The following is a 21,846-nucleotide window of genomic DNA, read 5'->3' on the forward strand; positions in this document are numbered from 1 at the left end:
CTTAACTTTGCGGCCGAAAATTCTTACAACTAACTAACGATTTCCATCCACTATATGGTATCAGTAAGACCTGACGAGGTTTCGGCCATACTCCGGGAACAGCTTTCAAATGCCAGAACCGAAGCCGAACTCGAAGAAGTCGGTACGGTGCTTCAAATCGGCGACGGTGTAGCCCGTATCTACGGACTTTCCAAAGTCCAGGCCGGTGAACTGCTCGTTTTTGAAAACGGTTTGCAGGGCCTGGCGCTGAACCTTGAAGAAGATAACGTAGGGGCCGTATTGCTCGGCGATTACTCTGACATTAAAGAAGGAGCCACGGTAAAACGTACCAACCAGATTGCGTACGTAAACGTTGGTGAAGGCATCCTGGGCCGTGTGGTGAACACGCTGGGTCAGCCCATCGACGGCCTGGGACCTGTTCAGGGTCAAACCTACGCCATGCCGCTGGAGCGCAAAGCACCGGGCGTTATTTTCCGCCAGCCGGTAACCGAGCCGCTGCAGACGGGTATCAAGGCCATCGACGCCATGATCCCCATCGGCCGGGGCCAGCGGGAACTGATCATTGGTGACCGTCAGACGGGTAAAACCGCCGTGGCGATTGACACCATCATCAACCAGAAGGAATTCTACGACAAAGGCCAGCCGGTTTACTGTATCTACGTAGCCTGCGGACAGAAAGCTTCGACCATCAAGCAGGTGGAAGCAACGCTGCGCCGCGCTGGTGCGATGGATTACACGGTAATCGTAGCCGCCGGTGCCTCCGACCCCTCGCCGATGCAGTTCTTCGCACCCTTTACGGGCGCAGCCATCGGGGAGTACTTCCGCGACACGGGCCGTCCGGCGCTGGTCGTATACGATGACCTTTCGAAGCAGGCCGTAGCCTACCGCGAAGTATCGCTGCTGCTGCGCCGCCCGCCGGGCCGTGAGGCTTACCCGGGTGACGTATTCTACCTGCACAGCCGGTTGCTCGAACGGGCCGCCAAAGTGATTAACAACGACGCCATCGCCGCGCAGATGAACGACCTGCCGGACAGCCTGAAGCCCATCGTGAAGGGCGGCGGCTCGCTGACGGCTCTGCCGATTATCGAAACGCAGGCCGGCGACGTATCGGCTTATATCCCGACGAACGTGATTTCGATCACCGACGGTCAGATCTTCCTGGAGTCGAACCTGTTCAACTCCGGTATCCGTCCGGCCATCAACGTGGGTATCTCGGTATCCCGCGTGGGTGGTAACGCCCAGATCAAGTCGATGAAGAAAGTAGCCGGTACGCTGAAACTCGACCAGGCCCAGTTCCGCGAACTGGAAGCCTTCGCCAAGTTCGGCTCCGACCTTGACGCGACGACGAAGCTGACCATCGAACGGGGCCGCCGCAACCAGGAAATTCTGAAGCAGGCCCAGTACTCGCCGGTACCGGTCGAACAGCAAGTGGCTATCATCATCGCTTCGACGCAGGGCTTCCTCGATAAAGTGGCCGTCAACAAGGTAAAGCAGTTCGAAAACGAATTCGCAACCATCCTCGAGACGCAGCACCGCGACACGCTGGACCAACTCCGCGCCGGTAAGTACGACGACAACCTCGTTGGCGTCATCCGTAAAGTGGCTACCGATCTGGCCGGCCGTTACGCTTAATACAGTTTAGAGTTTTTTGTTTTCTGTTTTCCGTTGCTTCACCGAATGCCAACGGAAAACAGAAATCAGAAAACGCACAACTCTGAAAGATATGCCCAGTCTAAAAGAAGTACGCAGCCGGATTACATCCGTCAACTCGACGCAGCAGATTACCAAAGCCATGAAGATGGTGGCGGCGGCTAAACTGCGCCGGGCTCAGGACAATATCCTGCAAATGCGTCCGTACGCCCAGAAACTCAGCGAAATGCTCGGGACGGTTTCGGCCGGTGCCGAACTCGCCGGAGAAAGTCCGTACAAGCAGGTACGGGCAGCCGAGCGCATCCTGATTATCGTCGTTACCTCCGACCGGGGTCTTTGCGGTGCTTTTAACACGAACGTGGTGAAGGCCGCCAGTACGCTGATTGCCGAACGGTATGCGGCGCAAAACCGGAAAGGCAATGTCGAAATCCTGGCTCTTGGTAAAAAAGGCGGGGAGGCATTCCAGCGGCGCGGCTACAAAGTTCATACCCAGTTCATGGACGTGTTTACGGCCCTGAGCTTCAACTACGTGCGGCAGGCAGCCGAATTCGTCATGGGGGCCTTCCAGAACGGTCAGTTCGATACGGTGGAAGTGGTCTACAACGAATTTAAGAACGTGGCGACGCAGGTGCTCCGCACCGAGCAGTTCCTGCCGATCGTTTCAACGCCCGTTCAAACCGGCGCGAAGGCTTCCGCCGTCAACTACATCTTCGAACCTTCCGAAGAGGAAATCATTACGGATCTGATCCCGAAAACGCTGAAGATCCAGTTGTACAAGGCGGTTCTGGAATCCAACGCTTCCGAACACGGCGCCCGCATGACCGCGATGGACAAGGCAACCGAGAACGCCGGCGATTTGCTGCGCGATCTTCGTCTGGTGTACAACCGGACCCGTCAGGCAGCCATCACCAAGGAAATTCTCGAAATCGTGGGAGGTGCCGAGGCACTCGCCAACTGATAAGAACTCTTCCTGTTTCCATACAACCCGCAACTTTCCCGGTTGCGGGTTTTTTATTTAAAAAAAATTTCGACTCCGGAAACTAAACGGAATTATTCAATGTATATACATCAAATGTCATTACAATATAACCGAAAAAACTCCTGACAATCATGGAAACTTTATCACCAGCCACTACCACCTGGGCCATCGACCCGACTCACTCCGAAATTCTGTTCAAAATCCGCCACCTGATGGTCTCCAACGTAACGGGCAACTTCAGCGCCTTCGAAGGAACGGTTGAAACCACCGGCGACGATTTTGAAAACGCGGTTGTTCGCTTCTCGGCCGACATTGCCAGCATCAGCACCAACATGGAGCAGCGCGACGCCCACCTCAAGTCCGCCGACTTCTTCGACGCCGAAAATCATCCGAAACTGACGTTCGTGTCTACCTCCATGAAGAAAGTGGACGACGACACTTACGAAGTAACGGGTGACCTGAGCATCCGGGGCGTGACAAAATCCGTGAAGCTGAAAGCCGAATACGGCGGTCAGATGGTCGATTTTTACGGCAATACCAAAGCTGGTTTTGAAATCACCGGCAAGATCAACCGCAAGGAGTTCGGCCTGTCGTGGGACGCGGTGACCGAAGCCGGCGGCGTGGTGGTCAGCGATGAAGTGCGGCTGATTCTGAACGTACAGGTGGCCCGCCAGTAAGCGCCCAATTGATTAAGATTTTTTAACAGAAAAAGGCCGGGAAAGTACCCCGGCCTTTTTCGTTGCCCGGCCTGAAACAGACGAAAAATTATTCCATTAAAGCATTGACTTACAATTATTTATGCTAGAAAAAATCTTTATGAATTATTCTGATTCCAACCCTTTGTTACCGAACTAAGTCCTTTGGTAAACCGTTATTCATACGAGGCATACTAACGGTGCTTCCGAAACCGTTAATCAGTTGGTTTTCGGGACCGGAAAGGCTGGTTCTAGGAGCCGTTTTAACCTTAACGCAACATCATCCATGAAATTCAAAGGCATAATTGCAAGTCTGTTTATGGTGGGTCTGCTGGCGAGCTGTGCGCCGTCGGTAAACGTCAAGTATGACTACGACCCGAAAGTGAACATCCGGCAGTTCAGCACGTTCCGGATCGAAGCCGACCGCGTTCGGAATGCCGACCCCATTGTGGGCAGCAACCTGAACCAGCGCCGGATTGCTGAAGAGATCGACAAATCGATGCGCGCTCATGGCTACAAGGCCGTGGAAGGCGATGCCGATCTGGTGATCCGATTCTTCGCCGATTCAAAAGACCGTCAGCAAATCCAGTCGAACCCCGGTGCCTGGAACCCGTGGTGGGGCTGGGGCGGCGGCATGAACAATCAGGTCTATTCCCGCAACTACGAGGAGAACCGGATTGTGGTGAACGTCTACGACGCCCGCTCCAACGAAATCGTCTGGCAGGGCTGGGCGACGGGTCAGCTGAACCAGCGCAAAGACAAGGAACGTGATGCGGCGTTCCGCTCGACGGTGAACAGCATTATGAAGCAGTTCCCGGAAAGCGCCGGTCAGGATTACGGCGTTCGCTAATCGAACAGCAGTTTAGTACAGCCACTTGCTCCCAACGGAGTGAGTGGCTTTTTTTTGCCCTCACTCCGGGGTGTTCAGAATCCAGCCCAGCAGGCCATCCCGGCTGCGAACCAGCTGAAACCGCTCGAAAACGCCCAGCACTTCCACGGTGGTTCCGGAGTTTAGCTGATCGATCACGGCCGCCATCGGATGCGCCGCATCCCGCAGGGTGGTTGAAGCCGACAACGAGCGCCGCCGCAGCGGAATCCGTACGGGCTCCGTCTGGTTGCCCGAAACATAGCCCGTCCGTTCGTTGGGCAGCTGCACGCGCAGCCAGGCCGCCGTTCCGCCCACCACCCGCACCACGGCCGAACGGGGCAGGTCCAGCAGGGCCGCCGCTTCGCCGTTCGGTGCCTGCCGGATAACGGCCCGCGCGGCCGAAATCCGCATCGAATCGCCCAGCAGTTCCGGCTGTACGGGCGTCTGCCGCGCCGGGCCCAGGCCGCGCCGGACGTACGGCAACGGGTCTACCGCCCCCTCGTTGAATCGGTAAATGCCAAAATGCAGGTGCGGCGCGGTGGTCCGGGCATTGCCCGTATTGCCTACAAAGCCGACCGTATCGCCGATCGCCACCCGCTGCCCTTCGCGGACGGCCTGGGCGTCGAGGTGGGCATAATACAGCGACTGGCTGCGTTTCATATCCGAAAGCCACACAACATTGCCCCCGAGGTTGTTTACCCCAACGCCCGAAATCACCCCTTCGGTGGAAGCCACCACGGGCGTACCGCGCGGCGCAAAAATATCGATGCCTTCGTGCCGCCGCCGGCCGCCGTCGCGGGGAACGCCAAAATAACTGCTGATCGTCCGGCTGTCGCGGCCGACCACCGGAAAGCTCAGCACCGGCTCCCGCGTTATCGAAATGGTGTACCGACCGCTCCGCAGCAGTTCGGGCTGGATTCGGATCAGGTGCAGCCGGTTCCGGCGGATCTCCAGTTCCAGTTGATTGGTATCGGCTTTGGCCGACAGCAGCCGGTTGGGCGTTCCTTCCGAGGGTTGTTCGTTCAGTTCGAATACATCGATGAACACCCGGGCCGCTTCCATGCCCTGCACATCTACCCGGATGATGAACTTATCGCCCCGCTGTCCCCGCAGGCGATAGCCTACTGCAAAAGGCTTGTTGGCCGAAAAATAACCACTTTCCCGGTACGGCGCATTGATGACCAGCGAATCCTGCAAGGCCCGGTTGCCCGCATTCAGCCAGTCGGTGCCCAGCGCGGTCCGCTCCAGACGGGCTTCCCGCAGAGACCGTGCATATTGTTCGTGCGGGGATGCAGCCTGAAAAAGTTTACCCGGTCCGGTGCCCGTACAGGCCACCAATCCCCATAAAAGCCCCGCAACAGCAGCCAAAGACAAGCGCATCATCATAAACCAAGCTTCTTATACCTGATTTTAACTAAATATTCTTTTATTGGTTTATTGAACCCAGGCGACAATCCTGGTTACGATCGCGTATGATTCCATTTTGGTTGCAAGCTGGTTTATGGGGGCTACTTTCGGGTGGTGCCCTGCTTTTGGGAGCCGCCATCGGCTATTTCGTCCGGGTGCCCGCCCGCGTTATTGCCGCCATTATGGCTTTCGGCAGCGGCATTCTGTTTTCCGCCCTCTCGTTTGAACTGGTCGATGAAGCGTACCGAAGAGGCGGTTTTGGCGCAACGGCACTGGGCTTTCTGGGTGGAGCCGTTGTGTACACGGCTGTCAATTACGTGCTAAACCACCGCGGTGCCCGGCATCGCAAACGCTCGGGTGACCAGCAGACCTCGGAAGAAGACCAGTCGGGCAGCGGCCTGGCTCTCGCCGCCGGTGCCCTGCTGGATGGGATTCCGGAATCGATTGTGATCGGGGTTAGCTTGCTCGGGGGCAAAGGCGTCAGCCTGGTGGCCGTCGTGGCGGTGTTTTTGTCCAACATTCCGGAAGGACTGGCCAGTGCGGCGGGCATGAAGAACGCGGGCCGGTCCGTTGGCTATACGATGGGCCTCTGGGCGGCCATCGCCCTTTTGTCCGCACTCGCCGCGCTCGTGGGCTTCACGGTTTTCCGCCACTATTCGCCCGCGGCCACGGCGGTCGTAACGGCCGTAGCGGCCGGGGCCATTCTGGCGATGCTGGTCGATACGATGGTTCCGGAAGCGTACGAAAAGACCCATGAGTTTGCCGGACTGATTACGGTCCTGGGCTTTCTGCTGGCCTATTTTCTTTCCAAACTGGACTAAGGCTTCTCGAACAAATCCCGGTAACGGCGGTTTTCACACAAAAAGCAACGTTATGGAGAGCAGAGCAAAAATCGTCGGGCATCCGGCGCACCCGATACTGATCGTTTTTCCGCTTGGCCTGCTGGCCACGTCCGTCATTTTTGACGTTGTTTACCTCATCAACGGCAACACCACCATGACCGTCGTTTCTTTCTGGATGATTGCCGCCGGGCTCATCGGCGGGCTGGTGGCGGCGGTTCCGGGCTGGATTGACTGGTTCTCGATTCCGTCGGGGACACGGGCCAAATCCGTCGGACTGATGCACGGGGTGGGAAACGTGATTGTGCTCATTCTTTTTGCCCTTTCCTGGCTATTCCGTCGGGATGAAGTGGATCATGTTCCGTCTACCATCGCCCTGACCGCTTCGTTCGTGGCCTTTGCCATTGCGGGCTTTACGGGCTGGCTCGGCGGGGAGCTTGTCGACCGGCTCGGCGTCGGGGTAGACGCGGGAGCGCATCTGAACGCGCCCAACGCGCTTTCCGGCCGCCCCGCTTCGGACATCGACGGCCCCGCAGGCCGCGTAACGGACATCTACGGCACCCGAAACCTGAGGAGTTAAGAGTTAAAAGTTAAGAGTTAAGAGTAGGCTTCGCTGAATCAGGTACTCTGACCAGGCGGAGCCTACTCTTAACTTTTAACTCTTAACTCTTAACTCCTTCGGGAGATGAAGTACACGGGGATGCCTAGCGCTGCGATGAGTAGTCCGAGGCCGGTGTTCTGGGTTTGGGTAATCAGCAGAATGATGCAGATGCCCACCGTGGCCAGCACATACAGCGCCGGAACGAACGGGTAGCCAAACGCCCGGTACGGACGCTCCGTATTCGGTTCCTTGCGGCGAAGAACGAACAATCCGACAATGGTAACGATGTAAAACACGAGCGACGTAAAGGTGCAGTACGTCAGCAGGTCGCCATAGGTGCCGGAGAGGCAGAGCAGACTCGCCCAGAGGCACTGAAACCAGAGGGCTTTGCCGGGCACGGCGTTTTCGTTCAGTTCGGCCGCCGATTTGAGAAAAAGCCCGTCCTTGGCCATGGCATAATAAAGCCGCGCCCCGGCCAGAATCAGTCCGTTGTTGCAGCCAAAGGTCGAGACCATGATCAGAACGGCCATGATTCCCACGGCCACATCCCCGAAAATAACCGAAGAAGCCGCCGTAGCGACCCGGTCGTAGGAGGCAAACTGGATACCCCGGCCCAGCGCGTCAGCGGCGTTTGGCGTTCCCTGCAACGGCAGCAGAGCGAGGTAAGCCACGTTGGCGAGGGTGTAAATAACCGTCACCAGCAGCGTTCCGAAAAACAGCGCCAGCGGAATGTTGCGGCGCGGGTCCTTGATTTCGCCCGCGATAAACGTCACGTTGTTCCAGGCGTCCGCCGAGAACAGCGACCCGACCATAGCCGTGCCGAATGCCAGCAGCAGCCCCACTCCCGCCAGCGGCAGCACCGACTGGACGCTGCCCTGCGCGTCGAGGAGTGTCTGGGCCGGCGACCAGGCGTCGGCGAAATTGGCGGCTAAGGTTCCGCTATTGAGCCCCAGGCCGATGCCCAGCAGAATCAGCCCGAAAAGCGCCACCAGTTTGGCCGAGGTAAAAATATTCTGGATAATCTTCCCGCTCTGAACGCCCCGGCTGTTGAGCCAGGTCAGCAGCACCAGACTAGCAATGGCGTACAGCTGGCCGAGAGAAATTTTTAGCGTTCCAATCGTAAAAAGGGCATTTTCGGGATTCAGCGCCGGGACGAACACGGCCGAAAACTTGGTAAAGGCCACGGCCACCGCCGCAATGGTCCCCGTCTGAATGACCGTAAAAACCGTCCAGCCGTACACAAAGCCCGTAAGCGGCCCGAAAGCGCGCTGAATGTAGACGTACTGCCCGCCGGCTTTGGGCATCATGCCCGCCAGCTCGCCGTAGCTCAGGGCGGCGGCCACAGTCAGCACGCCCGTCATGATCCAGAGCAGCAGCAGCCAGCCCGGCGAGCCGAGGTTGCGGGCCATATCCGCCGAGACAATAAAAATGCCGGACCCAATCATGGAGCCCGACACGATGAGCGTCGAGTCCAGCAGGCCCAGCGAGCGTTTAAAATCTGTTTTTTCTTCGGTTAACAGGTTGGTCGGTTCGGCCATACGGCAGGAGGAAAGGGTGAATGAACGTCTTCAGTTATGCAAGATACACCTTCTGCGCTCAGAAAACAGGCCTCAGCCTCCGCAGTCGTCGATTTCCGGTTCACTTCCCCATTTATCGTCTTGATCGAAGAAAACTTCCGGTTAAGCCCTGCGCCACCGGGTCGGGCGATGATTGTGCTATTCCTTTGTGTCTGTAAACAACAAATCACTCTTATCCCATGAACAAAATAGCTTCTTTCACCACTCTGGTCGTGGCAGCGGCCATCACGTTTATCTCCTGCAAAAAGGACGAGAAAGTAACGCCCCAGCGGCAGTTCTTCGGTGCCGAACAGAAACTCGGCGATGGTACGGCCCGTTCGTTCGTGAAGCTGGACGAGAGCGGCAAGCCGGAGGTCGTCGGCATTTCCATTTCGGAAAAAGCCATGAACAGCCTGCCCCACGACATGACGTTTCTGGTGCTTCCGGTGCCCGCCGAAGCCGGACAGACGCAGTTCAAGTACGTCGGGCTGGATTACATGCCGCACGGCCACGAACCGGCTCAGGTGTACGACAAGCCGCATTTTGACGTCCATTTTTACAAGGTCACACCGGATGTCGTCAAAGCCATGGGCCCGCAGGACCCGAAGCTGAACGCCCTGCCCGATGCCGCTTTCCTGCCCGCCGATTACATTTCTACCGGCAGCGTGCCGCAGATGGGTCACCACTGGATCGACAAAACCTCGCCGGAGCTGGCCGGGAAGCCCTTCGAGCAGACGCTCATCTACGGCAGCTACGACAGCAAGGTCATTTTCATCGAACCGATGATTACGACCGAGTTTATGAAGAAAGGCGGCACCAGCCAGTTTGCCATCAAGCAGCCGCAGAAATACGCCACGACCGGCCTCTACCCAACCGCCTACACCATCCGCTACGACGCAGGTACGAAGGAGTATCTGGTGGAGCTGGGTAAATTTGAGAATAAGCAGGTGAACTAAAGGAAATGACTGAATGATTGAATGACTGGCTCCGCCGGTATTTAAAGAAATAGCGGAGCCAGTCATTCAGTCATTCAATCATTCAGTCATTCGACCATTCAACCCATCACTCAACCGTTATTTCATCCACCGCCACGGTTGCGTCTTTGCCTTCGTTGATCATTCCGGCGGGGATTTGGCCGGCGTTCTGGGCGACGATGCGTACGTAACGGGCGCTGACCGGCTCAAAGGTGAGGGCATGGCGGATGACTTCTTTACGGCCCCGTTCGGCCGGGTTCAGCGGCAGGGTTTTGACCGACCGGAACGTCTGCCCGTCTTCCGAGACCAGCACCTCCAGTTGGCGGGGCAGCAGCACACTGCCCGCCGTAGCCTTGAGCACGCCGACGGTCACTTTCTGCACCGGGGTCGCGGCGCCCAGGTCGATGGTTGCGGACAGGTCGGCGGATCGGACTCCGGCCACCCCTCTGACATCGGCCAGATACCCGATTGCGGAGCCGTAGCGGCCGTTGGTCAGCAGCGCCGCCTGCGCATTTTTGGGGTAGGTCAGCGCGGAAGCCATCTGTACCAGCCTGCCCGTCGCCCGCGAAACTGGGAAGATCCACTGCTGCACTTCGCCGACCAACTCGCCGTTTTTAACGGTCACCGCTTTGACCGTCGTCGTTGCCGAAAGGGAAAGCGGACTTTCGTACCGGGCCGACTGCTGAGAGGGGGCGCTGCCATCCACAGAATACCGGATTTCGGTATCGGGCACCGGGCTTTTCAGGGTCACGCGCAGGGTCCCGGCCGCGGCTTCGGTTTCGGCCAGGACGTCGAACAGGGAGCGGGAGTAGTTGACGTTGAGGGCGGCCAGCCGTGGCAGATGGAGCTGGACCCTCTGGCGGAAATCGGGCCAGTTCCGGGCCTCACGGGGCGACCAGACCACTTCTGCCAGAGCCGCTGCCCGGGGAAACACCATGTACTCGACATGCTCAGGCGTTTTGATGTATTCCGTCCAGACGTTGCCCTGCGCCCCGATGATGTGCTTCTGCACGTCGGCAGGCAGGTCCTGGGGCGTGGGTTCGTAGGAATAGGTTTGCTCGGTGGTCAGCAGGCCGCCGATCGCGGTAGGCTCCTGTTCGGGGTCCGACTGGTATTTATCCAGATACAGAAACGCTCCGGGCGTCATGATGGCATCGTGGCCCTGCTTCGCCGCGGCAATGCCGCCCTGCGTCCCGCGCCAGCTCATCACTGTGGCATTGGGCGAAAGGCCGCCCTCCAGGATTTCGTCCCAGCCGATGATCTTTCGCCCTTTCGAGGTTACCCATTTGTCGATGCGGGTGATGAAATAGCTTTGCAGTTCGTGCTCGTCTTTCAGCTTCAGCCGTTTGATTAAATCCTGCGCAAACCCGCTTTTTTTCCAGGAATCCTTCGGCGCTTCGTCGCCGCCGATGTGGATGTACTGGCTCGGGAAAAGCGCCATCACCTCCGTCAGGATGTTTTGCAGGAATTCAAACGTTTTGTCGTACGGGCAAAAAATATCGTTGAAAACGCCCCACTTCCCCGTCACTTCGTAGGGGCCACCCGAGCAGCCGTATTCCGGATACGCGGTCAGGGCCGCCAGCGCATGACCCGGCATTTCGATTTCGGGAATGATCGTTACGTATCTGGACTGGGCGTAACGCACCACGTCCCGGATTTCGTCCTGCGTATAATAGCCGCCGTATTCTTTCCCGTCGAACTGCTGCGGGTCCGACTCGTAGTAATGTCCGATGAGCGTATGCCTGCGTTTGCTGCCAACCTGCGTGAGTTTGGGGTATTTTTTGATTTCGATCCGCCAGCCCTGGTCGTCGGTCAGGTGCCAGTGGAAGATGTTCATTTTGTGCAGGGCGATGAGATCGATGTATTTTTTGATAAACGAAACGGGCATGAAGTGCCGGCTTACGTCCAGATGCAGCCCCCGGTAACTGTAGCGCGGCTGGTCTTCGATCCGGCAGGCGGGTACGGCCCAGGTAGCGGAAGTGGCCCGGCTGGCGGCCGGACCCGCCCGGAAAATGGTGGGCGGCAGCAGCTGCATCAAGGACTGCACGGCGTAGAAAAACCCTTTCGGACTCGTTGATTCGACCGTAATGCTGTTGGACTTGATATCCAGCCGGTACGCTTCTTCGCCCAGACCGGGTACCGGGATAAATGAAATTATGTTGCCCGGAAGCGCCATTTTGTTTACGTTGCGTAAACTTACCTGCAGGCCGCTGGTCGTGTTGAGCTGGTTGGTGAAGGTTTCGGCAATGGATTTGACGGCAGCATTGGAAAACGGAACTACCACGGTGGTGGTGTTGCTGACCACAAACTGCCCTTCGCGGGCTTCCAGTTTTGCCGGTTTAGGAATAATGGAGTATCGATCAGGCGTTTGCGCCCGCCCCGTCAAGGCGAGCAACAACCCTGTCATGACAACCAGGAGCTTATGCATGCAGCGGATAGATTATTAAAATTTTTAAATATATTTTTCAAAAGTAGAAAAATCAGAAACATTTCTGCGGCTTACTCTATTCTTTTAATGGTTTGGCTGGTCCGTCACGAAGCTGTCGGGCAGTTGGTTACGCACAACTACGCCATCGAAATTGCCGGAATCAAAGTCGGAACGCTGAAAGCGGAGCGGCATACCGGCTCCAGCGGACTTGTTTACAGCCAGGTCAGCAATACGGAATTCTGGTTTTTCGGCAAGATAAAAATTCACTACAAGACGGTGGCCCAGTGCAGTACTTCTCAGCAGTTGCAGCGGTCGGACGTGGACGCCACCACGAGCAAGGGGAATTTCAAATCGACGGTGGAATGGCGCGGCGACCACTACACCATCCAGGCCAATCAATACAAGTACGAGCGGCAGGCTACCGAAAAACAGCCTGTTATGTTTGTGACGAGTCGCTTATTTTTTGAGGAACCTTCGGGGCAGCGCCGGATTTTTTCGGAGTATTTCGGTGATTTTGCCGTCGTGGAGCCGACCAGCCGCGGCAGTTACCGGGTGCGCGTCCACGACCGGGAAGACGAGTATTTCTATGAGAAAGGCCAGCTCGTCAGGATTGTAAAGAAAAACCCGTTGAAGAACTTCGTCATTCGCCGGGTCGATTAAGATTTGAAAAGGCTCGTTCAGTTTGCCTGCTGGCTGGCCGCATACGCCATTCGTCGCATGAGGCGACTCTGGAATTCTCGCTGCCGGGCTTCCAGCGTATTCAGTTCGGTGAAGTAGAAGGTGGGGTCCGGTGCCGGGGGCATCTGGAAATTTTCGATCTCAAGCTGCAATTCAACCATCGTTTCGCGCCGCAGCCGTTCCTCGGCTTCCGTCAGCCGGTTCCGGTTGACTTCGGTATAAAGCGCCCGATGGAGCGTCGCCAGTTCCTCGGCTTTTTCGATGTACCTTTCAAGCTCCCTGGAGTAACCGGTTTTCATTCGTTGAATCTGGTCATCAAGGTCTTGTATCACTTTAAACAGAAGATCAAGTTCTCCATCGAGGTTCAGCTGCGTTTTCATGATCCAGAGCGTTAGGTAGGTTTTCGGTGCGTGTATCGGCAATTTAATTGGTAAGACGTACCTCCATAAAAAAAGTAACTCCCGCCCGCTTATTCTTTCTCTTTTAATCCAGCCATAAAAAGTGCCGACCTACCCCTACAGCCAAATTTTCCGTATCTTTGCGGACTGAATTAAATCTGCAATACGGTGAGCTATAACGAATATAAAAACCTGAATTACGCCCAGGTAGCCGACGAAGTGCTTCGCTACTGGAAGGCCAACCGGGTGTTCGAGCAATCGGTGGAGACCCGCGAGGGCCAGCCGACTTTTACGTTTTACGAAGGACCACCGTCCGCTAACGGAACGCCGGGCATCCACCACGTCATGGCCCGCACCATCAAGGATATTTTTTGCCGCTATAAAACGCTCCAGGGCTTCCAGGTGAAGCGCAAAGGCGGCTGGGATACGCACGGCCTGCCGATTGAACTGCAGGTTGAAAAAGAACTGGGCATCACCAAAGAAGACATCGGAAAGAAAATCTCCGTCGAGGAATACAACCGGAAATGCCGCGAAACGGTCATGCGCTTCACCGACCAGTGGAACGACCTGACCGAGAAAATGGGCTACTGGGTGGACCTCGACGACCCGTACGTCACCTACCATAACGAATACATCGAAAGCCTCTGGAACCTGCTCAAAAAGCTGTACGACAAGGGCTTACTTTACAAAGGATACACCATTCAGCCGTACTCGCCGAAGGCCGGTACGGGGTTGTCGTCGCACGAACTGAACCAGCCGGGAACCTACAAGGACGTGAAGGACACGACCATCGTAGCCATGTTCCGGGTAAAAAACCAGGAGCGGCTGGCCTTTGAGGTCGATCCGGCCACGCCCGCCTACATCCTCGCCTGGACGACCACGCCCTGGACGCTGCCCGCCAACTCGGCCCTGACCGTCGGTGCCAACATCGACTACGTGCTGGTGAAAACCTTCAACCCCTACACCCACGAGCCCGTGCAGGTGGTGCTGGCCAAAGCACTGCTCGGCCGCTGGTTCAGCGAAAAGGGCAAAGATGGTGATTTCGACGGCTACGCGGCTTCGGACAAAAAGCTTTTGCCGTGGACCATTGTGGGCGAGTGCAAAGGGTCGGCGCTGGAAGGCATCGAGTACGAACAGCTGCTGCCCTATGTCCAGCCCGAGGCTCCGGCCTTCCGGGTAATTCTGGGCGATTTTGTCACGACCGAAGACGGTACGGGCGTGGTCCACACCTCCCCCACGTTTGGCGCGGACGACTTCCGGGTTGCCCAGCAAAACGGCCTCCCTGCCATCATGGTTAAGGACGAAACCGGCAAGGAAGTGCCCATTGTGGATCGGACGGGCCGTTTTGTGAAAGAAATCGGCGAATTCGGCGGCCGCTACGTCAAGGAGCAATATTACTCGGACGAAGAACAGGCCGACCCGGATTTCAGGCCGACGGACGTGCTCATCGCCATCAAGCTGAAGGAAGAAGGCAAGGCGTTCCGCGTCGAGAAATACGAACACCCGTACCCGCACTGCTGGCGGACCGACAAGCCCGTGCTGTATTACCCGCTCGACAGCTGGTTTATCCGCACGACGGCGGCGAAAGAGCGACTGGTCGAACTTAACAAGACCATCAACTGGAACCCGGACAGCACCGGCACGGGCCGCTTCGGCAACTGGCTCGAAAACCTCGTGGACTGGAACCTCAGCCGCAGCCGTTACTGGGGCACTCCCCTGCCCATCTGGCGCAGCGAAGCGGGCGACGAACTCTGCATCGGCTCCATCGCCCAGATGCAGGAAGAAGCCGCAAAAGCGGTTGCTTCCGGCAAACTCAGTGCCGAACAGCAGGCCAAAAACGAAGCCTATATCACCAAACTGGCCTCCGGCGACTTCGACCTGCACCGGCCGTACGTAGACGAAGTGTATTTCGTTTCGGAATCAGGCAACGTGCTGCAGCGCGAGCCGGACCTGATCGACGTCTGGTTCGATTCGGGAGCCATGCCGTACGCGCAGTGGCATTATCCGTTTGAGAACAACCAGACCTTCGACAAATCGTTTCCGGCGGATTTCATCTCGGAAGGCGTTGACCAGACGCGCGGCTGGTTCTTCACCCTGCACGCCATCGCGGGCATGCTGTTCGATTCGGTCGCCTTCAAAAACGTGGTTTCGACGGGGCTGGTGCTGGACAAAAACGGCAACAAAATGTCGAAACGCCTCGGCAACGCCATCGACCCGTTCCAGACGCTCGCGACGTACGGCCCCGACGCAACGCGCTGGTACATGATTACCAACGCCGAGCCGTGGGACAACCTGAAGTTCAACCTCGACGGGGTGGGCGAAGTGCAGCGGCGCTTTTTCGGCACGCTGACCAACACCTACGCCTTCTTTGCGCTTTACGCCAACCTCGACGGCTTCACGGCCTCGGGCAGCCGGACCGTTCCGGTGACGGAGCGCCCCGAACTCGACCGCTGGATTCTGTCGAAACTGCATTCGCTGGTTGGGGAAGTACAGGCGCAGCTCGACGATTACAACCCGACCAAAGCGGGCCGCGCCATCCAGGATTTTGTCAACGACCAGCTTTCGAACTGGTACGTGCGCCTGTGCCGCCGCCGGTTTTGGAAAGGCGAACTGACGAACGACAAGGTAGCGGCCTACGAAACGCTGTACGAATGCCTCGAAACGGTGTCAAAACTGATGTCGCCCATTGCGCCGTTCTACGCCGACTGGCTGTTCCGCAACCTGACGGGCGACGAGACGGCTTCGGTGCATCTTTCGACCTTCCCGAAGGTGGAAGAGGCACTCATCGACACCGACCTGGAAACGTCGATGGGACTGGCGCAGGACATCAGTTCGCTGGTGCACTCGCTCCGGAAAGGGCATAAGATCAAGGTACGTCAGCCGCTGACGAAGGTGCTCGTCCCCGTGCTGAACGAAACGACCCGTCGCCAGATCGAACACGTGGCCCCCATCATCGAATCGGAAGTGAACGTGCGGACCGTGGAGTTCATCGACGACACGTCGGGCATTTTGAAAAAGAAAATCAAGCCGAATTTCAAGGCGCTGGGGCCGAAGTTCGGGCCGAAGATGAAAGATGTGGCCGCGACCATCAACGCCATGACCGAAGACGACATCAAGGCACTCGAACGCGCCGGGGTGATGCAGCTCGCGCTGGGCGAAATCACGCTCAGCGACGTGGAAATCCTGACGGAGGACGTGCCGGGCTGGGTGGTTGCTTCGCAGACCGGCCGGAGCGGCTTTGCGTTGACGGTGGCCCTCGATGTGACGATCACGGACGAACTCCGCCGCGAAGGCATCGCCCGCGACTTTATCAACCGCATCCAGAACCTGCGGAAAGACCGCGATTTTGAGGTGACGGACAAGATCACGATTCAGCTCGAACGCAACGACGAAACGCTGGCCGAAGCCATCGAAGCCAACAAGCCGTACATCTGCGAAGAAGTGCAGGCGCTGTCGCTGGAACTGGTGACCAGCCTCAACGGCCGGAACGCCGGGCCGGACACCGCCGAAATCGAAATGGACGAGTTTCTGCTGCGCGTGGCGGTAGCCGTGGCGTAAAAGCAGAGCAGACGCAAAAATCCCCGGTTGGCGCTTGGCTGACCGGGGATTTTTATTGGCCTTACGGCACGCGCCGGTAACTGGTAATGCCTCCGGAATCGTTGTACTGCGCGTTCAGAATCAGTTGGCTGGGGCAGAGTTGCAGCAAAACGCCTCCTCCAAACGTGCTTTCGCTCGCCAGTCGGCTGCTGAAAAGCAGCACCGGGTCGGTGCCCTGCCCGTTGAGCTGGAACTTGCGGGATTCCGTTTGTTTTCCGTTGACCAGCACCTGCATCGTGTTGTCGGCAGTGAACACAAGCTCGCGTTCCTCGCCGGTCGAGGCGGGCGTTTTCACCTCCGGCCCGGCCATGCCCCGCAGGTAGGTGTAGGTCTGCTCCCATTTCCAGCGGCCGATGATCCGCTTTGACGCTTCATCCCTCGTGGTTGCCGCGCCCTCGCAGGAAGGGGGTTTGGGGTCGGTACCCGTGGTTTCCTTGTTGCAGGCGGCGCCCAGGCCGATCATCAGCGAAACTCCAATTAGTATCAATTTCATGGTTCTGGCTTTTTTTGTAGACTCTCCCGATCCAAAAAGGGTTGCCGGGGGCAACAGGATTTAACACAAAGAAAACGCCTTTCCCCCGCCCGACTCGTCGGGGTTTTCTATTTTTGACTTTCCTTAGTAAGAATACGCCTTACCATGAAATTGTTCTGCTACTCCCTCCTGCTGGCCAGCCTGCTGACGGCGCAACCCAGCGCGGCCCAATCCGTTTCCCGGACCGGCACTCCGGCCGCCGCCGTGCAGCCGACCGTCCTCCACGGACCTTACCTCCAGCAGGTTACGCCTACTTCCATCCAGATTCGCTGGCGGACGGACATTCCCGCCACGAGCCGGGTAGACCTTTTTTCGGACCGAAAAAAAACGCAGAAAATCGTTTCGGACGACAAGCTCGTGACGGAACACGAAGTGCGGCTTGATGGGCTGAAACCGGCCACGAAGTATTTTTATTCGTTCGGAGACAAAACCAGCGTCACGCCCGCCGACGACCAGTTTTTTGTCACGGCGCCCAAAACCGGGGCGACCGACGAGGTGCGGTTCTGGGTGCTCGGCGATTTCGGCAACAGTTCGCAGACCCAGGCCGACGTCCGCGATGCGGTGATGAAAGAGTCGCGCCGCCCGGATTTGTGGGTCTGGCTGGGCGATAATGCCTATTCCAAAGGGAAAGACGAAGAATTCGAGAAGCATGTCTTCGACGTCTACGGCCAAACGCATTTCAAAAACCTGCCGTTCTACTGCATTCCCGGCAACCACGATTACGGCGGACAGCGGACGGATTTCAACATTCCGTATTTCAACCTCTTTACGATGCCCACGGCGGGCGAAGCGGGCGGCGTGCCCTCCGGCTCGGAATCGTACTACGCCTTCGACTACGGCAACGTGCATTTCGTGGCGCTGGACTCCTACGGCAAACTCGACGGGACGCATTTTCTGTGGGACACCACGGGTCGGCAGGTCGAATGGCTGAAGAAAGATCTGGCGGCCAACAAACAGCCCTGGACCATCGTGGTCCTGCACCACCCGCCCTACACCAAAGGCTCCCACGATTCGGATCGGGAGAAAGACCTGGTCGCTATCCGCCAGAACCTGGTGCCGATTCTGGAGCGGTACCAGGTCGATTTGGTATTGAGCGGACACAGCCACGTGTACGAGCGTACGCATCCCATCCGGGGGCATTACGGGCTGGTGGATACCTTCGAGCCGAAAAACATTGTCAGCGCGGCGGTGGAAGGTGATACGAAGGAATACCGGGTCGGCAACGGCAAACAGGGAATTATCTACATCGTGGCCGGCTCAGGCGGGCAACGCGGCGGACAGGCGGCAGGGTGGCCCATGCCGGCGGCCGTTTACAGCAACAATACCGAAGGGGGCTCGCTGCTCATTGACGTGAAGAAGACCCGGATGCAGGTCCGGTGGCTTTGTCAGGACGGTAAAGTCCGCGATGATTTTTCCATTCTGAAATAGTTCAGGCCGAAGCGGATGGCTTAGGGGAATCGGTGGCGTTATTAAGCTTTTCCTGAATGCCTCTCACGTACTCCCAAAACACTTTTTCAAATTCCTCGCTGGGTAGCCCGCTGGTCTCTTTTGACGGCGGGTTACTTTTTTTCTTCTTCACAGGCTGTATCAAACAACGATTGCAAAAGATATACGCTTTAGACAATGCTTTGGTTTTAACAGACAGCGAATTAATTTCCAACCACGGCCAGCGCCGTTCCCCATAACAGGACAAAGAGCAGCGTGCTCATAGCCAGTTGACCGAGCCGCGGGTTCAGCTCGCCCGGATTTCGGTGCCGGGCAACCGCTAAGCCATTGATTATGAAAAGCGGAAAGGCCAGCACGTACAACCCCTGCAAAAAGGAGTTGGCGGGCACTTCGGACCAGGACAGCCGTTCCAGCAGCGAGAAAAGCAGCGCACAGACCATGCCACCAATCAGCAAACCCCAGTGATACCGAACAGCCCGCGCCCGGCCGAGCCGTACCGGAATTGAATTTTTACCAGTTTTGGCGTCGGTTTCTATGTCGCGGATATTGTTGATGTTCAGCACGCCGGTGGCAAAAAGTCCGACACTCGTGGCGGGCAGCAGCAGCAGCGGCCTGAATTCGAGCGTGTGTAGAAAGTAGGTCCCCAGAACGCCCACCCAGCCGAAGAAAAGGAGCACGGCAATGTCGCCAAACCCGCTGTAGCCGTACGGCCGTTTGCCATTGGTGTAGGCAATCGCCGCCGCAATGCAGGCCAGTCCCAGCCCCAGAAACGCCCAGAAGATTTGTGCCGACGCATGCTGAAAAGCGTCGATCAGCAGCCAGATGCCGGTGATGAGGGAGAGCAGCGACGTGACCACGATACCGCGGAACATGGCCTCTTTGGTAATCAGGCCCGTTGCGACCGCCCGCCGGGGTCCCACGCGTTCAGCCGTGTCTTTGCCCGAAACGGCATCGCCGTAATCGTTGGCAAAGTTGGAAAGAATCTGGAGGAAAATGGTGGTTAACGAGGCCAGAACCGCAATCCGCCAGCTGAACTGACCGGCCCGGGCGGCCAGAAAACTTCCCAGAATAATGCTCGCCAGCGCCAGCGGTAACGTGCGCGGACGGGCCGCAGCAAGCCAAGATTTCATAGTACAGTAGGTAAGAAACAGCGCAAAAGTACGGGTTTTACGGACAAAACGGTCCGGCCGCCCGCGATGTCGTTGGATAAGGGTTTCTAACCTATTCGCGGCGGAACCGGTTATGAGCGGCATGAAACGAATTCTGCTTTTTTCGCTACTGGCTGGACTCAGCGCCTGCGGCTCCGCCCGCAACGGCCAGGGACGGCCCCAACGGCTTCAGGTGGGGGTTGGAGAAATCAAGGAAGTCAGGGTCTCGGGACGGCAAACCGGCGATTTTGAACTCATCGGCACGTCGGAAAACGACGAGGTGGTGGAAGTAAGTCGTCCGGAAGTGCAGCCGCCCGTCGATACGCTCGACCGCAAAAACGCCCGCCCCACCACGTTCCAGATCAAAGGCGTCACGACCGGCACCGCCCGGGTTATTTTCACCGAAAAACGGATGGGCGAAACCGGCAGCGGCCAGCCGGTCAAAGCGTATTCGGTGCAGGTCACGAACCGCTGACGGTAGCCTCAGAAATCCGGTAATCCGTTCGCCGGATTCGACCATCGGCAGGCAATATTTCTTATCTTTAGGGCATGAGACATATCTCCATTCTGGTGCCGGAAGGGGCCATTCTGGGCAGCGTTGAAGGTCCGCGCCAGGTTTTCACAGAAGTCAATAAATTTCTCCAGAGCCAGGGTCGCCCGGCTCTGTTTCGGGTTCAGCTGGTCGGGCTCGCGCCCGAAGTGAAAGCGGCGGGCGGCAAGTATTCCGTCTTCACGGATGCCCTCCTGACCGACATCCAGCAATCGGATCTCATCCTGATTCCCGCCCTCGACGGCGACCTCCGGGAAGCGATCCGGGCCAATCAGGCGTTTGTGCCCTGGATCGTGGAGCAGCATCAGAACGGGGCCGAAGTGGGCAGTTTGTGCGTCGGCGCGTTTCTGCTGGCCTCCACCGGACTCATCAACGGCCGACAATGCGCAACGCACTGGATGGCCGCGCCGGAATTCCGCCGGCTGTTTCCGGAGGTGAATCTGGTCGAGGACCGGATCATCACGGACGAACAGGGCATTTATTCCAGCGGCGGGGCCTTCTCGTACCTGAATCTGATTCTGTACCTGATCGAAAAATACGCCGGTCGGCAGGTCGCCGTGTTCATGTCGAAGGCGTTCCAGATCGAGATTGAGCGCCGGAGCCAGTCGCCGTTCATGATTTTTCAGGGGCAGAAGGAACACGGGGATGAGGCCGTCCGGAAGGCGCAGGAATTCATCGAAAACCACGTGGAAGACAAACTATCGGTCGATCAACTGGCCGAACTGGTAGCCGTCAGCCGCCGCAACCTCGAACGGCGTTTCAAGAAAGCCACCGCCAACTCCGTGGTGGAATACATTCAGCGGGTAAAAGTCGAAGCGGCGAAAATGAATCTGGAATCTTCGCGGGAGAACGTAAACGAAGTGATGTATCAGGTCGGCTACACGGACCCGAAGGCGTTTCGGCAGACGTTCAAAAAAATAACGGGGCTTTCGCCCCTGGAATACCGCCAGAAATACAACCGGGAACTGGCCGCCGTAGCCTGACCGTGGTGGTTTGCCGCGTTTACCAAAGAGGCCCGGCGCTGCGGTCCGCTCCGGTAAACGCTGCGAAGTCACTATTAGGCTCCGGCTTCCTCAGAAACGGCCTGCCCCTGCCCATGCTCAATGACACTGGGGTCCATGAAGAAAACCTCCCACATGTGCCCGTCGGGATCAATAAAGCTACGGCCGTACATAAAGTCCTGGTCCATCGGCTCGTTGGCAAATGCGGCCCCAGCCGCCAGAGCCTTATCGGCGAGTTCATCCACGGCTTCCCGGCTGTCAGCCGAAAGGGCCACAATCACTTCCCGGCTTTTGCTGGTATCCGTCACCTCGATTTTCGTGAAGCCCTGGAAGAATCTTTCAACCAGCAGCATGGCGTAGATATCTTCGGTGATAACCATGCAGGTCGCTTTTTCGTCCGTAAACTGCTGATTGAACTGAAAGCCCAGCTTCGTAAAAAATTCAATGGAGCGATTCAGGTCTTTGACCGGGAGGTTTACAAAAATTTTCGTTGCCATGA

Annotated in this window: 19 protein-coding genes; 12 read left to right on the plus strand and 7 right to left on the minus strand. The window is 57.4% G+C overall.

What is annotated here, in order from left to right:
• The first annotated feature begins 54 nt into the window (after positions 1-54).
• The 4 genes from atpA to ORG26_RS06145 all read left to right on the plus strand — a co-directional run bounded on the left by atpA (position 55) and on the right by ORG26_RS06145 (position 4,174).
• Positions 55-1,632, plus strand: a complete 1,578-nt coding sequence (gene atpA / locus ORG26_RS06130; RefSeq protein ID WP_266367664.1) for a F0F1 ATP synthase subunit alpha — start codon at positions 55-57, stop codon at positions 1,630-1,632.
• A gap of 91 nt (positions 1,633-1,723) precedes the next feature.
• Entirely contained in the window at positions 1,724-2,608 is an 885-nt protein-coding gene (gene atpG, locus ORG26_RS06135) for an ATP synthase F1 subunit gamma (RefSeq protein ID WP_266367666.1), read from the plus strand.
• Positions 2,609-2,760: 152 nt separating this feature from the next.
• Positions 2,761-3,306 (plus strand): YceI family protein, encoded by a 546-nt coding sequence (locus ORG26_RS06140; protein WP_266367668.1) that lies wholly within the window; start codon positions 2,761-2,763, stop codon positions 3,304-3,306.
• A gap of 304 nt (positions 3,307-3,610) precedes the next feature.
• Positions 3,611-4,174, plus strand: coding sequence for a DUF4136 domain-containing protein (locus ORG26_RS06145; protein WP_266367670.1), 564 nt, complete (start codon positions 3,611-3,613; stop codon positions 4,172-4,174).
• A gap of 60 nt (positions 4,175-4,234) precedes the next feature.
• On the opposite strand, the gene ORG26_RS06150 is transcribed toward ORG26_RS06145, so the two are convergent.
• Complete coding sequence (locus tag ORG26_RS06150) at positions 4,235-5,560, minus strand: M23 family metallopeptidase (protein WP_266367672.1); 1,326 nt, start codon at positions 5,558-5,560, stop codon at positions 4,235-4,237.
• A gap of 104 nt (positions 5,561-5,664) precedes the next feature.
• On the opposite strand from ORG26_RS06150, the gene ORG26_RS06155 reads away from it, so the two are divergent.
• Positions 5,665-6,420 carry a ZIP family metal transporter gene (locus ORG26_RS06155; RefSeq protein ID WP_266367674.1) on the plus strand — a complete coding sequence of 252 codons (756 nt, stop codon included), beginning with the start codon at positions 5,665-5,667 and terminating at the stop codon, positions 6,418-6,420.
• A 52-nt stretch (positions 6,421-6,472) separates the two neighbouring features.
• Positions 6,473-7,018, plus strand: a complete 546-nt coding sequence (locus ORG26_RS06160) for a DUF2231 domain-containing protein (RefSeq protein ID WP_266367676.1) — start codon at positions 6,473-6,475, stop codon at positions 7,016-7,018.
• An 89-nt stretch (positions 7,019-7,107) separates the two neighbouring features.
• On the opposite strand, the gene ORG26_RS06165 is transcribed toward ORG26_RS06160, so the two are convergent.
• Complete coding sequence (locus tag ORG26_RS06165; protein ID WP_266367678.1) at positions 7,108-8,577, minus strand: APC family permease; 1,470 nt, start codon at positions 8,575-8,577, stop codon at positions 7,108-7,110.
• Positions 8,578-8,795: 218 nt separating this feature from the next.
• Here ORG26_RS06165 and ORG26_RS06170 point away from each other — a divergent pair, with 218 nt between their 5' ends.
• The gene (locus ORG26_RS06170) at positions 8,796-9,551 is read left to right on the plus strand and encodes a DUF5602 domain-containing protein (protein ID WP_266367680.1); all 756 of its coding nucleotides are present in this window, start codon (positions 8,796-8,798) and stop codon (positions 9,549-9,551) included.
• Between the two features lie 106 nt (positions 9,552-9,657).
• Here ORG26_RS06170 and ORG26_RS06175 read toward each other — a convergent pair whose 3' ends face one another.
• The gene (locus ORG26_RS06175; protein WP_266367682.1) at positions 9,658-11,997 is read right to left on the minus strand and encodes a beta-N-acetylhexosaminidase; all 2,340 of its coding nucleotides are present in this window, start codon (positions 11,995-11,997) and stop codon (positions 9,658-9,660) included.
• An 87-nt stretch (positions 11,998-12,084) separates the two neighbouring features.
• Between ORG26_RS06175 and ORG26_RS06180 the strand changes: the two genes are divergently transcribed.
• Positions 12,085-12,657, plus strand: coding sequence for a DUF6134 family protein (locus tag ORG26_RS06180; RefSeq protein WP_266367684.1), 573 nt, complete (start codon positions 12,085-12,087; stop codon positions 12,655-12,657).
• Between the two features lie 17 nt (positions 12,658-12,674).
• Here ORG26_RS06180 and ORG26_RS06185 read toward each other — a convergent pair whose 3' ends face one another.
• Positions 12,675-13,055, minus strand: coding sequence for a hypothetical protein (locus ORG26_RS06185; protein ID WP_266367686.1), 381 nt, complete (start codon positions 13,053-13,055; stop codon positions 12,675-12,677).
• 186 nt (positions 13,056-13,241) lie between these two features.
• Between ORG26_RS06185 and ileS the strand changes: the two genes are divergently transcribed.
• Complete coding sequence (ileS, locus tag ORG26_RS06190) at positions 13,242-16,631, plus strand: isoleucine--tRNA ligase (protein ID WP_266367687.1); 3,390 nt, start codon at positions 13,242-13,244, stop codon at positions 16,629-16,631.
• Positions 16,632-16,692: 61 nt separating this feature from the next.
• Here the strand turns inward: ileS and ORG26_RS06195 are convergent, their stop codons facing one another.
• Positions 16,693-17,163: a hypothetical protein gene (locus tag ORG26_RS06195; RefSeq protein WP_266367688.1), complete on the minus strand. Its 471-nt coding sequence runs from the start codon at positions 17,161-17,163 to the stop codon at positions 16,693-16,695.
• 144 nt (positions 17,164-17,307) lie between these two features.
• Between ORG26_RS06195 and ORG26_RS06200 the strand changes: the two genes are divergently transcribed.
• Positions 17,308-18,630, plus strand: a complete 1,323-nt coding sequence (locus tag ORG26_RS06200; RefSeq protein ID WP_266367689.1) for a purple acid phosphatase family protein — start codon at positions 17,308-17,310, stop codon at positions 18,628-18,630.
• Positions 18,631-18,851: 221 nt separating this feature from the next.
• On the opposite strand, the gene ORG26_RS06205 is transcribed toward ORG26_RS06200, so the two are convergent.
• A complete protein-coding gene (locus tag ORG26_RS06205) occupies positions 18,852-19,778 on the minus strand; it encodes a 1,4-dihydroxy-2-naphthoate polyprenyltransferase (protein WP_266367690.1) in 927 nt (308 codons plus the stop codon).
• 121 nt (positions 19,779-19,899) lie between these two features.
• Between ORG26_RS06205 and ORG26_RS06210 the strand changes: the two genes are divergently transcribed.
• Positions 19,900-20,271: a hypothetical protein gene (locus tag ORG26_RS06210; protein WP_266367691.1), complete on the plus strand. Its 372-nt coding sequence runs from the start codon at positions 19,900-19,902 to the stop codon at positions 20,269-20,271.
• Between the two features lie 74 nt (positions 20,272-20,345).
• Positions 20,346-21,329 (plus strand): GlxA family transcriptional regulator, encoded by a 984-nt coding sequence (locus ORG26_RS06215; protein WP_266367692.1) that lies wholly within the window; start codon positions 20,346-20,348, stop codon positions 21,327-21,329.
• Positions 21,330-21,403: 74 nt separating this feature from the next.
• Here the strand turns inward: ORG26_RS06215 and ORG26_RS06220 are convergent, their stop codons facing one another.
• The gene (locus tag ORG26_RS06220; protein ID WP_266367694.1) at positions 21,404-21,844 is read right to left on the minus strand and encodes a VOC family protein; all 441 of its coding nucleotides are present in this window, start codon (positions 21,842-21,844) and stop codon (positions 21,404-21,406) included.
• Between the last annotated feature and the right edge of the window lie 2 nt (positions 21,845-21,846).

Source organism: Tellurirhabdus rosea, assembly GCF_026278345.1.
Lineage (GTDB): Bacteria > Bacteroidota > Bacteroidia > Cytophagales > Spirosomataceae > Tellurirhabdus > Tellurirhabdus rosea.

Coding starts and splice junctions, on each gene's coding strand:
- atpA (WP_266367664.1), top strand. CDS start 55: ATGGTATCAGTAAGACCTGACGAGGTTTCGGCCATACTCCGGGAACAG.
- atpG (WP_266367666.1), top strand. CDS start 1,724: ATGCCCAGTCTAAAAGAAGTACGCAGCCGGATTACATCCGTCAACTCG.
- ORG26_RS06140 (WP_266367668.1), top strand. CDS start 2,761: ATGGAAACTTTATCACCAGCCACTACCACCTGGGCCATCGACCCGACT.
- ORG26_RS06145 (WP_266367670.1), top strand. CDS start 3,611: ATGAAATTCAAAGGCATAATTGCAAGTCTGTTTATGGTGGGTCTGCTG.
- ORG26_RS06155 (WP_266367674.1), top strand. CDS start 5,665: ATGATTCCATTTTGGTTGCAAGCTGGTTTATGGGGGCTACTTTCGGGT.
- ORG26_RS06160 (WP_266367676.1), top strand. CDS start 6,473: ATGGAGAGCAGAGCAAAAATCGTCGGGCATCCGGCGCACCCGATACTG.
- ORG26_RS06165 (WP_266367678.1), bottom strand. CDS start 8,577: ATGGCCGAACCGACCAACCTGTTAACCGAAGAAAAAACAGATTTTAAA.
- ORG26_RS06170 (WP_266367680.1), top strand. CDS start 8,796: ATGAACAAAATAGCTTCTTTCACCACTCTGGTCGTGGCAGCGGCCATC.
- ORG26_RS06175 (WP_266367682.1), bottom strand. CDS start 11,997: ATGCATAAGCTCCTGGTTGTCATGACAGGGTTGTTGCTCGCCTTGACG.
- ORG26_RS06180 (WP_266367684.1), top strand. CDS start 12,085: ATGGTTTGGCTGGTCCGTCACGAAGCTGTCGGGCAGTTGGTTACGCAC.
- ORG26_RS06185 (WP_266367686.1), bottom strand. CDS start 13,055: ATGAAAACGCAGCTGAACCTCGATGGAGAACTTGATCTTCTGTTTAAA.
- ORG26_RS06195 (WP_266367688.1), bottom strand. CDS start 17,163: ATGAAATTGATACTAATTGGAGTTTCGCTGATGATCGGCCTGGGCGCC.
- ORG26_RS06200 (WP_266367689.1), top strand. CDS start 17,308: ATGAAATTGTTCTGCTACTCCCTCCTGCTGGCCAGCCTGCTGACGGCG.
- ORG26_RS06205 (WP_266367690.1), bottom strand. CDS start 19,778: ATGAAATCTTGGCTTGCTGCGGCCCGTCCGCGCACGTTACCGCTGGCG.
- ORG26_RS06210 (WP_266367691.1), top strand. CDS start 19,900: ATGAAACGAATTCTGCTTTTTTCGCTACTGGCTGGACTCAGCGCCTGC.
- ORG26_RS06215 (WP_266367692.1), top strand. CDS start 20,346: ATGAGACATATCTCCATTCTGGTGCCGGAAGGGGCCATTCTGGGCAGC.
- ORG26_RS06220 (WP_266367694.1), bottom strand. CDS start 21,844: ATGGCAACGAAAATTTTTGTAAACCTCCCGGTCAAAGACCTGAATCGC.